At 64.8% G+C, this 12,538-nt stretch carries 15 protein-coding genes; 1 reads left to right on the forward strand and 14 read right to left on the reverse strand.

The features are described from left to right. Nucleotides 1–227 precede the first annotated feature (227 nt). The 8 genes from lgt to hisI all read right to left on the reverse strand — a co-directional run bounded on the left by lgt (nt 228) and on the right by hisI (nt 7,617). Nucleotides 228–1,445, reverse strand: a complete 1,218-nt coding sequence (lgt, locus tag AB0323_RS07750) for a prolipoprotein diacylglyceryl transferase (RefSeq protein WP_366176805.1) — start codon at nt 1,443–1,445, stop codon at nt 228–230. A gap of 19 nt (nt 1,446–1,464) precedes the next feature. Beyond that, the gene (gene trpA / locus AB0323_RS07755) at nt 1,465–2,277 is read right to left on the reverse strand and encodes a tryptophan synthase subunit alpha (protein ID WP_366176806.1); all 813 of its coding nucleotides are present in this window, start codon (nt 2,275–2,277) and stop codon (nt 1,465–1,467) included. Next, the gene (gene trpB, locus AB0323_RS07760; protein WP_366176807.1) at nt 2,277–3,659 is read right to left on the reverse strand and encodes a tryptophan synthase subunit beta; all 1,383 of its coding nucleotides are present in this window, start codon (nt 3,657–3,659) and stop codon (nt 2,277–2,279) included. Before trpB ends, trpA begins: the two co-directional genes overlap by 1 nt. Nucleotides 3,660–3,766: 107 nt before the next feature. Then, nucleotides 3,767–4,585, reverse strand: coding sequence for an indole-3-glycerol phosphate synthase TrpC (gene trpC / locus AB0323_RS07765; protein ID WP_366176808.1), 819 nt, complete (start codon nt 4,583–4,585; stop codon nt 3,767–3,769). Between the two features lie 2 nt (nt 4,586–4,587). Continuing rightward, complete coding sequence (locus AB0323_RS07770; RefSeq protein WP_236817197.1) at nt 4,588–4,860, reverse strand: HGxxPAAW family protein; 273 nt, start codon at nt 4,858–4,860, stop codon at nt 4,588–4,590. A gap of 89 nt (nt 4,861–4,949) precedes the next feature. After that, on the reverse strand, nt 4,950–5,555 hold the full coding sequence (locus AB0323_RS07775; protein WP_364537103.1) for a Trp biosynthesis-associated membrane protein: 606 nt from the start codon (nt 5,553–5,555) through the stop codon (nt 4,950–4,952). After that, nucleotides 5,552–7,132 carry an anthranilate synthase component I gene (locus tag AB0323_RS07780; protein ID WP_366176809.1) on the reverse strand — a complete coding sequence of 527 codons (1,581 nt, stop codon included), beginning with the start codon at nt 7,130–7,132 and terminating at the stop codon, nt 5,552–5,554. The genes AB0323_RS07775 and AB0323_RS07780 overlap by 4 nt, the downstream gene beginning before the upstream one ends. 56 nt (nt 7,133–7,188) lie before the next feature. Next, nucleotides 7,189–7,617 carry a phosphoribosyl-AMP cyclohydrolase gene (gene hisI / locus AB0323_RS07785; protein WP_366176810.1) on the reverse strand — a complete coding sequence of 143 codons (429 nt, stop codon included), beginning with the start codon at nt 7,615–7,617 and terminating at the stop codon, nt 7,189–7,191. Nucleotides 7,618–7,706: 89 nt separating this feature from the next. Here hisI and AB0323_RS07790 point away from each other — a divergent pair, with 89 nt between their 5' ends. After that, nucleotides 7,707–8,351 (forward strand): TIGR03085 family metal-binding protein, encoded by a 645-nt coding sequence (locus tag AB0323_RS07790; RefSeq protein WP_364537094.1) that lies wholly within the window; start codon nt 7,707–7,709, stop codon nt 8,349–8,351. Nucleotides 8,352–8,435: 84 nt separating this feature from the next. On the opposite strand, the gene hisF is transcribed toward AB0323_RS07790, so the two are convergent. The 6 genes from hisF to ribB form a co-directional block, all read right to left on the reverse strand. Beyond that, entirely contained in the window at nt 8,436–9,212 is a 777-nt protein-coding gene (gene hisF, locus AB0323_RS07795) for an imidazole glycerol phosphate synthase subunit HisF (RefSeq protein ID WP_366176811.1), read from the reverse strand. A gap of 33 nt (nt 9,213–9,245) precedes the next feature. Next, nucleotides 9,246–10,106: an ATP phosphoribosyltransferase gene (gene hisG, locus AB0323_RS07800; protein WP_284981501.1), complete on the reverse strand. Its 861-nt coding sequence runs from the start codon at nt 10,104–10,106 to the stop codon at nt 9,246–9,248. Between the two features lie 167 nt (nt 10,107–10,273). Beyond that, nucleotides 10,274–10,537, reverse strand: coding sequence for a phosphoribosyl-ATP diphosphatase (locus tag AB0323_RS07805; protein WP_078105460.1), 264 nt, complete (start codon nt 10,535–10,537; stop codon nt 10,274–10,276). 116 nt (nt 10,538–10,653) lie between these two features. Then, entirely contained in the window at nt 10,654–11,139 is a 486-nt protein-coding gene (gene ribH, locus AB0323_RS07810; RefSeq protein WP_366176812.1) for a 6,7-dimethyl-8-ribityllumazine synthase, read from the reverse strand. Nucleotides 11,140–11,176: 37 nt separating this feature from the next. Further along, entirely contained in the window at nt 11,177–11,878 is a 702-nt protein-coding gene (gene ribA, locus AB0323_RS07815; RefSeq protein ID WP_366176813.1) for a GTP cyclohydrolase II, read from the reverse strand. Then, the gene (gene ribB, locus AB0323_RS07820) at nt 11,875–12,495 is read right to left on the reverse strand and encodes a 3,4-dihydroxy-2-butanone-4-phosphate synthase (protein ID WP_366176877.1); all 621 of its coding nucleotides are present in this window, start codon (nt 12,493–12,495) and stop codon (nt 11,875–11,877) included. Before ribB ends, ribA begins: the two co-directional genes overlap by 4 nt. Nucleotides 12,496–12,538: the final 43 nt, after the last annotated feature.

The raw sequence follows: 12,538 nt of genomic DNA on the forward strand, positions 1-12,538 counted from the left end.
AGGGACAACGTTGGCCCCACCTTGCCTGCCGTGTGACGGGCATAACAAAGCGCTAGTTACATGAAATTGTAGGTCAGCGGGCAAGACGCAACGAACAGTTACGCATGTCCCTGACCCAAGCTTGACCGCGGAGCCTCTGTGTGCTGCCGGGCGACTGCCAAGGTGCCACGACGCTGTGGCCGGGGGCCTCTGGGCGGTAGCCCGGTTCCCCTGTGCCGTAGCGCTGGCTACTTGGTGCTGCCAGCTTCCGGCCCGGATCCGGGGGCGCTGCTGGCGGTGGTTTCGGTGGACGCGGAGCCTGAATCCGACGTGACGCCGGCATGTGACTCCTCGGCCGTTTCCGTAGGCTCAGCAGTATGGCCCAGATCGCTTTGGTTATTCCGGAGATTACCATGCGCACCGGTATCTGAGACAGATCCGTCCGTATCATGGGCCTTCGTGCCAGTCACAATTGTGCTGTTAGCCTCAGCATCAGACGTCTCATCGCCCCGGGCGCTTGGGTCAACCGTGGCGGCCTCCTCATCTCCGGCGGTCACCGCGGCCGGTTCCCTGCCGGGAAGGTACACGGTGTCCGGCTCCGGCCTGCCGCGCAGGCTCAGGACGATGAAAATGATGAGCGCTGCGAGGAAGACGAAGATGCTGGTCCATACGTTCAGACGCGTGGTGATGCCGAAGAGGTTGATCTGTTCGGCATCGTCGATCCGCAACGCTTCGATCCAGACGCGGCCCAGCGTGTAGTAGATGGCGTACAGCCAGAAGAGCCTGCCGCGCCGGAAATGGAAGCGCCGGTCCAGGACCAGAAGGACCACGACGCCGACGATGTTCCAGAGGGATTCGTAAAGGAACGTCGGGTGGAACAGGGTGTCACTGGGCATTCCGGCCGGAAAGTTGGGGCTGTTCGGGTCTATCTGGAGGCCCCATGGCAAGGTGGTGGGTCCGCCGAAGAGTTCCTGGTTGAACCAGTTCCCCCAACGCCCGATCGCTTGCGCCAGCAGGAGCCCGGGGGCTGCGGCGTCGAGGAAAGCAGTCAGCTTGACACCGGAACGGCGGCAGCCAAGCCAGGCACCGACAACGCCGAGAAGCACGGCACCCCAGATTCCCAGGCCGCCCCTCCAGATCTGCGGGATCAGGGAGAGGTCGCCGGTGCCGTTGAAGCCCGGGCCGAAGTACGCGTCCGGCGAGGAGATGACGTGGTAGAGGCGGCCGCCCACAATGCCGAAGGGGATCGCCCAGATGGCGATGTCCCACAGGCTGCCTTCGGGGGTGCCGCGGCGCTTCCAGCGCACGGCGGTGAGCCACAGGCCCAGGATGATGCCGAGAAGAATGCACAGGGCATACGCGTGGATACGGAGAGTCCCCCACGGCAGCGGAATATCAAATCCGGACCATGAGGGGCTCGGAATGCTCAGGGGAGCCATTGCCGCGACGTGGAGGAGACTCTGCATTGTCTACGCTTTTCCTTTTCTAGGCCTGCGCTGTTGCACGGCCAAGGCCGGCGCTGAGGTTCTTGGTGAGTTCCGCGACGGCGTCAACGCCGCCGTCCCGGATGGCCGCAACCAACGCGGTACCGACGATCACGCCGTCGGCGTATGCCGCAATCTCGCGGACGTGGTCTGCGTTGGAGACTCCGAGCCCGACGCAGACCCGTTCGGCACCGGCCGCATGCGTATCGGCCACGACCTTCTCCGCGGCGCTGCTGACAGACTGTCGGGCCCCGGTGACACCCATGATGGAGACGGCGTAAACGAAGCCGCGGCTCGCCTCAACCGTCATGGCAAGGCGTTCCGGGGTGGACGACGGTGCCACGAGGAAGACCCGGTCGAGTCCGTATTTGTCCGATGCGGCGAACCATTCGGCAGCCTCGTCCGGAATGAGGTCAGGCGTGATGAGTCCGGCTCCCCCGGCCTCGGCCAGCCTGCGTGAGAACTCGTCAACGCCCATGCGCATCACCGGGTTCCAGTAGGTCATGACCAGCACGGCGGCGTCGGTGGCCGCCGTGATGCCCGCTACCACGTCGAAGACGCTGGCGACGCGGAACCCGTTGGCGATGGCCTCCGTAGTCGCGGCCTGGATGACAGCGCCGTCCATGACGGGGTCCGAATACGGGACACCGATTTCAATAAGGTCCGCGCCGTTGCGCGCCATGGCAATGCCGGCGTCGATGCTTGACTGAACATCGGGGTAGCCTGCCGGCAGGTATCCGATCAGCGCCGCCCGGCCTTGTGCCTTCGCGCGGTCGATCGCCGCCGCGGACTTGCTTGTGATCTGCTCAGTCATCAGTTCTGGTCCTCGCTTGCTTCTTCAGTGCTGATCTCAAGGTTGCTGCGCTCGGACGGGCCCTTGGGTTTGCGCGTGGAGAGGGTGGTGCCCTTGACGTTGCCGTTTTCGTCCAGCATGTCGAACCATTCGGCGGCCGTTTCAACGTCCTTGTCACCGCGCCCGGACAAGTTCACGATGATGATCGTGTCGGCCGGGTTTTCCTTGCCTTCGGTGAGGAGTTTGCCCACTTTGATGGCACCGGCGAGGGCGTGCGAGGACTCGATGGCGGGGATGATGCCTTCCGTCCGGCAGAGCAGGCGGAACGCGTCCATGGCTTCGGTGTCCGTGATGGGCTCGTACGTGACGCGGCCTATGTCCGCGAGGTAGGAGTGCTCCGGACCGACGCTCGGGTAGTCGAGGCCTGCGGAAATCGAGTGGGACTCGATAGTCTGGCCGTCTTCGTCCTGCATGAGGTAGGAGCGGGCACCGTGCAGCACGCCGGGGCGTCCGAGGGTGATGGCGGCCGCGTGGCGTCCTGTTTCGACCCCGTCGCCGCCGGCTTCGAAACCGTAGATCTTCACGGAGGCGTCGTCCAGGAAGCTGTGGAAGATGCCGATGGCATTGGAACCGCCGCCGATGCAGGCACAGACGGCGTCCGGAAGCCTGCCGGTCTGCTCCAGGATCTGGGCGCGGGCTTCCTCCCCGATGACCTCGTGGAAGAAACGCACCATCGCCGGGAACGGGTGCGCACCCGCCGCGGTGCCCAGCAGGTAGTGGGTGGTGTCCACATTGGAAACCCAGTCGCGGAGGGCGTCGTTGATGGCGTCCTTGAGCGTTTGCGATCCGTTGGTTACGGGAACCACGGTGGCGCCCAGGAGTTGCATGCGGGCCACGTTCAGTGCCTGGCGGCGGCAATCCTCGGCGCCCATATAGACGACGCATTCCAGTCCGAGCAACGCTGCAGCGGTGGCGCTGGCAACGCCGTGCTGGCCGGCGCCGGTCTCGGCGATGACACGGGTCTTGCCCATGCGCTTCGCGAGCAAAGCCTGGCCGAGGACGTTGTTGATCTTGTGGGATCCGGTGTGGTTCAGGTCTTCGCGCTTGAGGAAGATGCGCGCGCCGCCGGCGTGCTGGGAGAAACGCTTGGCCTCCGTGAGGAGCGACGGACGGCCCGAGTAGTTCTTGTTGAGGTCCTTTAGCTGGGCAAGGAACCCAGGATCGGCCTTGGCCTTCTCGAACGTGTCCTCGACTTCATCCAGGGCGGCGATGAGGGACTCGGGCATCCAGCGTCCGCCGTAGGAGCCGAAGTACGGCCCGGCGGCATTGCGGAGCGAGGCTCCACCTTGTAGGAATGCGTCGGCCACATTCTCTTGCGAGTTGGCTGTTGATGCGTCCACCATCAGTCTCACCGTCCTGTTCACTTGGTAGTTGGGTCTTTCAGGGCCGCAGGACAGCTACCAGCCGCGTTGTCTGCTGCTGTCCGGGTCCACGCCGCGAATCAGGCCTGTCAGGTCCTGACGGCAATGGCGGCAGCTCCGGCCGCCTTGAATTCGCTGATCCGCTCGCGCGGGGTGGAGTCGCTCACAAGGGCTTCGCCCACAAGGATTGCGTGCGCACCGTTCCCCGCATAGTGCGCGACGTCGTCGGCGTTCCGCACGCCGGACTCGGCCACGACAACCGCTCCCGTTGGAATGTTTCCGGCGAGCGAGGCAAACAGGGAACGGTCGACGTCGAGCGTCTTGAGGTTGCGGACGTTCACCCCGATGATCCGCGCCTGGGCTGCGGCCGCGCGCTCGATTTCCTCGGGGGTGTGCGTTTCCACCAGGACGTTCATGCCGAGCTCGTGGCTCAATGCGCTGAATTCACGCAGCTGTGCATCCGAAAGCGCGGCGACAATCAGCAGGATGAGGTCCGCGCCATGGGCACGGGCTTCCCAGATCTGGTACTCGTCGACCGTGAAGTCCTTGCGCAGCAACGGAATGTCGACGGCGGCCCGCACCGCGTCCAGGTCCGCGAGGGACCCGTTGAAGCGCCGCTGTTCGGTGAGGACGCTGATCACGGAGGCGCCGCCGTCGGCGTACTGCAATGCCAGCGCGGCAGGGTCGACGATGCTCGCGAGATCGCCCTTGGAGGGGCTGCGGCGCTTGATTTCCGCGATGACCTTCAGTTCGTCGCGGGTGGCTGACGGACCGCCCAAGGCAGCCCAGGCGTCAAGCGGAGGCACAGCGGCCGCCGCCCGCTCTTTCAGTTCGTCAAGGCCGACAAGGCGGCGGCGAGCCTCCATGTCCTCCCTGACACCGACGATGATGTCATCAAGAACGGTCACAGTCAGTGGCCGGCGTTCTTCAGCTTGCTGCCGTCGACGCCGTAGCCGGCCTTGCGCATGGCCCAGCCCGCAATCAGGCCGGCCACCATCACGACGATGCCGGCGATGAAGATGGGGGTGCTGGCGATAACAAAGGCGATGGAGGACACCAGTGCCCCTACCAGCATGACAATCACGCAGGTCCACGCGGCCGGGCTGTTGCCGTGGCCGATGGCGTCGCTGTGGCTGGCAGCGGTCACAGGGGCCTTGCTCGCGGACACTGTGGTTTTGCTCATGTGAAAATCTCCTCAGGATGAATACTGCTTACATTCTGCCATTTATTGACCGCGCCCGGGACATCGTCCGACGTCCGGACAGCCGGGTCCTACGTGGGGTCTTCTCCGCGCGAGAGGCTGTCCCAGCTATCGATCTCGTCTACGGGTCCGGAGCCGGCGAGGGCTGCCCGGCTGGCGACGTCGTATTTGGTGCGCGCCTTCCAGTGCCGGCCGGCGACCGGCAGCAGGCCGCCACACAAAGCCAGCAGAGCCGCAGCGACGACGGCGAGTACCGGGAACACGGTGGATGACGCGGCCGCCTGGCCACCCGAGATCCCGGTGGTCGCCGCAATGGTTCCTTGCGCCGCACCAAGGGGGTCCGCCAGGACCGTCGCCGCGGCAATGATGATGCCTGCCGAGGCAAGCACGATGATCGTTGCAATGATCCAGCGCGAAACCTTGCCTGCAATGGACGATGCCAGTCCCCCGGCCAGGGCGACGAGCGCGAGTGCGGTCACCGCTGTTGCGGCTTTGCTCCCCTGGACGTGGAGGTCGGCATTGGCCGCGGCAGAGGGATCGAGCCGGACGTTGATCCAGGTCTGGGTGGTGGTCCCGAAAACGGCGAGGGCGAGAATTGCCATGGCGAGCACGACGTTGCCCTTCCGTGCCCACACGGGAGGCTTGGTAGTGGCCGGCTGAGGGCGGGCAGTGCTCACGGGGCAGGGTTCCCGTCCACGACCGTATCCGCGGAAACCGCGTCCGGGGAAATGTTATGGAGCGATCCGGCGGTGTGCACGGCACGCAAGGGGGCGGCAGCCTTGTTCACGGTCTCGAGCGCTTCGGAAGGCTTGTGGGAATCGGCCACGATGCCGCCGCCGGCCTGGACGTACGCCCGGCCCTCACGCAGCAGTGCCGAGCGGATGGCGATCGCCATGTCCATATCGCCTGCGAAGTCCAGGTAACCCACCACGCCGCCGTAGATGCCGCGTCGGTGCGGTTCAAGTTCGTCCAGGAGACGCAGCGCGCGCGGCTTGGGGGCACCGGACAGCGTGCCGGCGGGGAAGGTCGCCTTGAGCACGTCGTACGCCTTCGCTCCTGGTGCCAGCTCTCCGACCACTGTGGACACGAGGTGCATGATGTGGCTGAAGCGTTCGACCTCCATGAACTGCGTGACGTCCACGGTTCCTGCCACGCAGACCTTGGACAGGTCGTTCCGGGACAAGTCGACGAGCATGAGGTGTTCGGCGCGTTCCTTCTGGTCCGCGAGCAACTCGGTGGCCAGGGCCTTGTCGGCCTCGACGGTCTTGCCGCGGGGCCGCGATCCGGCAATCGGGTGTGTGATGACCTCGTTGCCGGTGACCGTCACCAAGGCCTCCGGGGAGGAGCCGACGATCGTGTACTCGCGGCCCTCGGGATCTTCGAGGCTGAAGAGGTACATGTACGGGCTCGGGTTGGTGTTGCGCAGCACGCGGTAAACATCCAGAGGGTCGGCGGCACACTCCATTTCGAAGCGCCGCGAAATGACCACCTGGAAGACCTCGCCGTCGACGATCGCTTCCTTGCCGCGATCGATCGCGTTGAGGTATTCCTGCTCATTCCAGCGTTCCTGGACGCTGGATCCGAAGTCGAGGGCTTCGGACTGCAACACGGACACAGGCTGCTTCACCGGCGTGCTGATCTGGTCCAGCAGTCGCTTCACCCGCGCGACGGCGTCATGCCAGGCTTCGTCGACCCGTTCGGAACTGTTGTCGAAATTGATGGCGTTGGCGATCAACAGGACGGTGCCGTCCATGTTGTCGTGGACCGCCATGTCCGTCACGAGGTTCAGGGCCAGTTCCGGCAGGTGGAGGTCATCCTCCGGGGGGCTCGTCAGCTTCTCCCAGTGCCGGACGGTTTCCCATCCGAGGAAGCCGACAAGGCCGGAGGTGAACGGCGGCAGGTCCGGGAAGCGGTCGGTTTGCAGGGCCGCAATGGTGTCGCGGACGGCGTCGACGGGGCTGCCGTCGACCGGCACACCGACGGGAGGCTCGCCGATCCAGTGGGCCTGGCCGTCCTTGCTGGTCAGGGTGGCACGAGAGCGGGAACCGATGAAGGAATAGCGTGACCATGCTCCGCCGACGGCTGCCGATTCCAGGAGGAAGGTGCCCGGCTGGCCCTGGGCCAGTTTGCGGTAGAGCCCGATGGGCGTCTCCGCGTCGGCCAGTACCCTGAGCCGGACCGGGATGACCCGGCTGTGTGCGGCGAGTTCGCGGAACTCCTCCAGGCCCGGGCTGATGATTCCAAGGTCCTGCATGGTTTGTGTTCTCCGCCTCTTCTTGTGTGCTTGCCTCAGTGGATGGTGTGTAGTGGCTAGTCCCGCTCGCCGGTGACGGCAGCGAGGCTCCGGTCATCGAAGCATGTGCGCGTACCGGTGTGGCAGGCCGCGCCCACTTGGTCGACGCGGACCAGGAGGGCATCGCCGTCGCAATCCAGGGCCACCGATTTCACGAACTGGACGTGCCCGGAAGTGTCACCCTTGCGCCAGTATTCCTGGCGCGAACGGGAGAAGAATGTGACGCGCCCCGTGGTCAGGGTCCGGTGCAAAGCCTCATCGTCCATCCAGCCGAGCATCAGCACTTCGTCAGTGTCGAACTGCTGGATGATCGCTGCCACCAGGCCAGCGGAATCGCGCTTCAGCGCGGCGGCCAGCCCTTGCGGGAGCGGACTTACGGGCGCGACGGCGGGCTCCGCGGCAAAGGCGGCAGCGGGCGTGGCTGGGGGTGTTGACTGCTCAGACATCAGATCAAGTCTAGTGCCTTATCTGGGGCCGAAATTCAGCGGCGGTTCCACTGCGCAACAGAGCGCGTCTCGTGCTAGTTTCACAAGTGATGCATTTCGTCGATCCCTCCCGCGAAGTACTGGCCGAAACACTCCTGGCGGCCGGACCTGACTCCCCCACGCTCTGCGAAGGGTGGCTGACAAGGGACCTCGCGGCGCACTTGTACTTGCGGGAGCGAAAAGCGGCCGTCGGCATCGGCTTGGTCATCAAGAGCCTCGCCCGGGCCTCGGACAAAGCCACGGCCAAACTGGCCTCCAAGCTCAAAACCACGGAAGATTACGCCGAGCTGGTGAATACCTTCCGCGCAGGTCCGCCCGCCTTGTCTCCCCTCAAGATCAAGGCCCTCGACGAGTCCTCCAACCTCATCGAATATTTCGTGCACACCGAAGACATCCGCCGGGCCGGAGACCGTTGGGCTCCACGGGCCCTGGACGAGGAATACTCGGACGCCCTGTGGGACGAATTGATCAAACGCGCTGCCATTCTTTACCGCGGCGTGGATCTCGGGATCGTGTTGGTCCGCCCCTCCGGTCCCCGCCATGTGGCCAAGCGGGCTCCCGTATCCGTCGCCATCGTGGGTGAACCCGGTGAACTCCTGATGCACGCCCACGGCCGCACGCATCACGCGCTGGTCACCTTCGAAGGCCAGCCGGACGCCGTCGCCCTGCTCCAGTCAGCCGAAGTCGGCCTCTGACCCGCCGTTAAGCCCAACTAGCTCGAAGTTGTTGTCGTTATGAGGGCTCAAAACGACAACAACTTCGAGCTAGTTGGGACCCGTTTAGCGGACCAGGAAGCCTGCTTCGCGAATCGCTGCCTTGACCTGGGCCATCATGTCATCGGGACCGAAGTGGAACACCGAGGCTGCCAGAACGGCGTCGGCACCTGCTTCCACTGCGGGCGGGAAATGCGCCGGTTCTCCAGCGCCCCCGGAGGCGATGATCGGGATGCGGACGGCCGCACGGACCAGGCGGATGAGTTCGAGGTCGAAGCCGTCCTTGGTGCCGTCGGCGTCAATGGAATTCAGGAGGATCTCCCCCACGCCGCGGTCCGCGGCTTCCCTGGCCCACGCAATGGCGTCGATTCCGGTTCCCTGGCGTCCACCGTGCGTGGTCACCTCGAAGCCGGAAGCCGTGGGCTCAGAGCCGGGCCTCGTCCGTCGCGCGTCCACCGACAGGACCAGTACCTGGGAGCCGAAGTGGCGCGTGATCTCGTCGATGACGTCCGGGCGTGCGACGGCGGCCGTGTTGATGGAGGCCTTGTCCGCGCCGAAACGCAGGAGCTTGTCCACTTCGGCCACGCCGCGGACGCCACCGCCGACCGTGAGCGGGATGAAGACTTCCTCGGCGGTGCGTCGAACGACGTCGAACGTGGTTTCCCGGTTGCCGGAAGACGCCGTGACATCGAGAAAAGTGAGCTCGTCCGCCCCGGCGTTGTCATAGCGGTGCGCCAGCTCTACGGGGTCTCCGGCGTCGCGAAGACCCTCGAAATTAATGCCCTTCACCACACGGCCGGCGTCGACATCTAGGCAAGGGATGACCCGTACTGCTACAGCCATTGCTACTCCTGGAATTGTCTCTCGTGGATGGCGTCAGATGCGGCAGGCGTGGATGCTGCTGACCAGGATGGCGCGGGCGCCGAGGTCGTACAGTTCATCCATGATCCGGTTGGTTTCCTTTTTGGGAACCATGGAGCGGACAGCGACCCAATCCGAGTCGCGCAGCGGCGACACGGTGGGCGATTCCAGACCCGGGGTGAGGGTGGCGGCTTCTTCTACAAGATCCTTGCGGATGTCGTAGTCCATGAGGACGTACTGACGGGCGACGAGCACGCCCTGCAGGCGCCTGATCAGGACCTCGATCTCCTTCGCGGTGCCGTTTGCGGCACCACCCTCGCCGGTGCGGCGGATCAGGACGGCTTCGGATTTGAGGATGGGCTCGCCGAAGATTTCCATTCCGGCAGCTTTGAGCGTATTTCCGGTTTCGACGACGTCGGCGATCGCGTCAGCGACGCCGAGGCGCACGGAAGACTCAACGGCGCCGTCGAGGCGGACGACCTTGGCTTTGACGCCCCGCTCGGCGAGGTAATCGCGCAGGAGGCCGTCGTAGCTCGTCGCGAGGCGCTTGCCTTCAAGCTGCTCGACGCTGGAGAAGTCACCGACGGGGCCGGCGAAACGGAATGTGGACGCGGCGAAGCCAAGCGGAAGCAGCTCTTCTGCTTCGACCTGAGCGTCCAGTAGGAGGTCGCGGCCGGTGATGCCGACGTCGAGGGTTCCTTGGCCGACATACACGGCGATGTCGCGGGGGCGGAGGAAGAAGAATTCAATGTCGTTGTCGGGATCGACCATGACCAGTTCGCGGGTATCGCGGCGCTGGCGGTATCCCGCCTCGGACAGCATCGCGGAGGCGGCTTCGGACAAGGATCCCTTGTTGGGGACGGCTACTCGCAGCATGGGGGGACTTTCTTGGGGAGTGGAAGGGGATGTTTCAGGCATTGTGCTCACTGCACTGTTCTCATGGGGACTGTTCTCAGAGGGGCTGTCTCAGAGAGGGCGCAGTGGGCGCGGGGGCCACGCTGGGCTCCAGCCGGACCTTTCGGGTCCGCGGGGAGCTGACGTGGCTAGAGATGCTTGTAAACGTCTTCCAGGCCCAGACCCTTGGCGAGCATCAGGACCTGCAGGTGGTAGAGCAACTGGGAGATTTCCTCGGCCGCGGCTTCATCGGATTCATACTCTGCAGCCATCCAGACTTCGGCGGCTTCCTCCACGACCTTCTTGCCGATGCCGTGGATTCCGGAGTCCAATTCGGCGACGGTACGGGAGCCTGCCGGACGGGTCGCTGCCTTTTCGCTCAGTTCTGCGAACAGCGTCTCGAAATTCTTCACGCCCTACAGCCTACTTGCTCGGGACCGGTGACCGCCTGTCGGGTCATTGCATGACGGCAGGGATGTGAGCGAACGCACAAAGTGCGCCGGCACGCCCACATCCCTTCCGTCGATTGCTAGCCGTACTGCTTGAGGGTCAGTGCCGTGGCGAGCGCGGCGGTGACGGCTTCGTGTCCTTTGTCCTCGGACGAGCCTTCAAGTCCCGCGCGGTCCAGGCCCTGCTGCTCGGTGTCGCACGTAAGCACGCCGAAGCCCACCGGCACACCGGTGCGAACGCTGACTTCAGTGAGTCCCGACGTAGCCGCCTGGCACACGTAGTCAAAGTGCGGCGTACCTCCGCGGATGACGACGCCGAGGGCAACGACGGCGTCGAAATGCGGTGCGAGCCGTGCCGCCGCGACGGGAAGCTCAAAGGACCCCGGGACGCGCAGCACGGTGGGCTCGGCAATGCCGGCTTCCTTTGCGGCGCGCAGCGCTCCGTCGAGGAGCCCGTCCATGATCTGGGTGTGCCAGCTGGCAGCCACGATGGCGAGTTTCAGCTGGTGGGTTTCCTCCGGGTTGAGGGTGGTGAGGTCGATGGTGGGGGCGCCGTGTCCGCTCATGGGTGTGTGGTAGTCCGTTCAGTCTTGGTAGTGCAGTTCAGTCTTGGTCGAGGTCGAAAGTGCCGGTAGCTGCATGGGTACCGGCCGGTTCTGTGTCACCGAGGGTCAGGCGGTGGTCCATGCGGTCCTTCTTGGTCTGAAGGTACCGAAGGTTTTCTTCACGGGACGGGACCTCGGTGGGCACCATCTCGACCACCTTCACTCCAGCTGCGGCAAGCCGGTTCTGCTTGTCCGGGTTGTTGCTCAGGAGGCGGATTTCGTGAAGGCCCATTTCGGCAAGGATCTGGGCAGCCGCTTTGTAGCAGCGGGCGTCCACCGGCAGCCCGAGCTGCTCGTTGGCCTCGACTGTGTCGAATCCGGCCTCTTGGAGTGCGTAGGCCTTGATTTTGTTTGCCAGGCCGATGCCGCGGCCTTCTTGTCCACGCAGGTAGAGCAGGGTGCCGCCCTCTTCGCGGATCAGCTCGAGGGCATAGGCCAGCTGTTCGCCGCAGTCACAGCGGTACGAGCCGAAAACGTCGCCCGTGAGGCACTCCGAATGGAGGCGCACCAGCGGGGCCTTGCCTTCGCGCGGCGTTTTCGGGGAACTCACCGCGAGGTGCTCCGCACCCGTCGCAAGGTCGGTCCACGCTTGTGCCACGAACTCACCGAAGGCGGTGGGTAGCTGGACAATCGGGCCGCCGCTCACGGGATGCGGTGCGCGCGCGTGCGTGCCGCCGTCGTGCGTTGTCGCTGTGGTCATCGCTGCTCCTCGTTTCCTGCCGGTATTGCAACCTGGTGCTCAGCCTCCGACGCTACAACATAAGCTACGAGGTCCTCGATCGAAATCAGGGGACATCCGTGCTCGGCAGCGAACTCGCGGAGGCTGTCCAGGCGCATCATTTCACCATCGTCATGTACCAACTCGGCGATCACTCCCACCGGGGCGAGCCCTGCAAGCCGGCAGAGATCGACTGCCGCCTCCGTGTGTCCCGGACGTTCACGCACTCCCCCATTAACGGCCCGGAGCGGAAAAATATGCCCGGGCCGGGTGATCGATGACGGCGTGCTGCGTGGATCAGCCAGAATCCGTGCGGTCAGGGCCCTATCCGTTGCGGAAATACCGGTGCTTACGCCGAAGGCAGCATCGCAGGACACCGTGTAGGCGGTGCCCTTGGCGTCTTCGTTGACCAGGACCATCGGCGGGAGCGCCAGGGCATCAGCCCGCGAACCCTCGAGGGGAACGCAAATGACTCCCGAGCTGTAGCGGATGGTCCAGCCCATGAGGGCAGGAGTCGCGTGTTCGGCGGCGAAGATGATGTCGCCTTCGTTTTCGCGGTCTTCATTGTCCACGACAATGACGGGACGGCCGGCTGCCATGGCCTGAATAGCCTTCTCGACGGGGTCCAGCCCCAGGCGTACC

The sequence above is a fragment of the Arthrobacter sp. NPDC080031 genome, from assembly GCF_040702485.1.
GTDB lineage: Bacteria > Actinomycetota > Actinomycetes > Actinomycetales > Micrococcaceae > Arthrobacter.

Coding starts and splice junctions, on each gene's coding strand:
- lgt (WP_366176805.1), bottom strand. CDS start 1,445: ATGCAGAGTCTCCTCCACGTCGCGGCAATGGCTCCCCTGAGCATTCCG.
- trpA (WP_366176806.1), bottom strand. CDS start 2,277: ATGACTGAGCAGATCACAAGCAAGTCCGCGGCGGCGATCGACCGCGCG.
- trpB (WP_366176807.1), bottom strand. CDS start 3,659: ATGGTGGACGCATCAACAGCCAACTCGCAAGAGAATGTGGCCGACGCA.
- AB0323_RS07770 (WP_236817197.1), bottom strand. CDS start 4,860: ATGAGCAAAACCACAGTGTCCGCGAGCAAGGCCCCTGTGACCGCTGCC.
- AB0323_RS07780 (WP_366176809.1), bottom strand. CDS start 7,132: ATGCAGGACCTTGGAATCATCAGCCCGGGCCTGGAGGAGTTCCGCGAA.
- hisI (WP_366176810.1), bottom strand. CDS start 7,617: ATGTCTGAGCAGTCAACACCCCCAGCCACGCCCGCTGCCGCCTTTGCC.
- AB0323_RS07790 (WP_364537094.1), top strand. CDS start 7,707: ATGCATTTCGTCGATCCCTCCCGCGAAGTACTGGCCGAAACACTCCTG.
- hisF (WP_366176811.1), bottom strand. CDS start 9,212: ATGGCTGTAGCAGTACGGGTCATCCCTTGCCTAGATGTCGACGCCGGC.
- hisG (WP_284981501.1), bottom strand. CDS start 10,106: ATGCTGCGAGTAGCCGTCCCCAACAAGGGATCCTTGTCCGAAGCCGCC.
- ribH (WP_366176812.1), bottom strand. CDS start 11,139: ATGAGCGGACACGGCGCCCCCACCATCGACCTCACCACCCTCAACCCG.
- ribA (WP_366176813.1), bottom strand. CDS start 11,878: ATGACCACAGCGACAACGCACGACGGCGGCACGCACGCGCGCGCACCG.
- ribB (WP_366176877.1), bottom strand. CDS start 12,495: ATGGCAGCCGGCCGTCCCGTCATTGTCGTGGACAATGAAGACCGCGAA.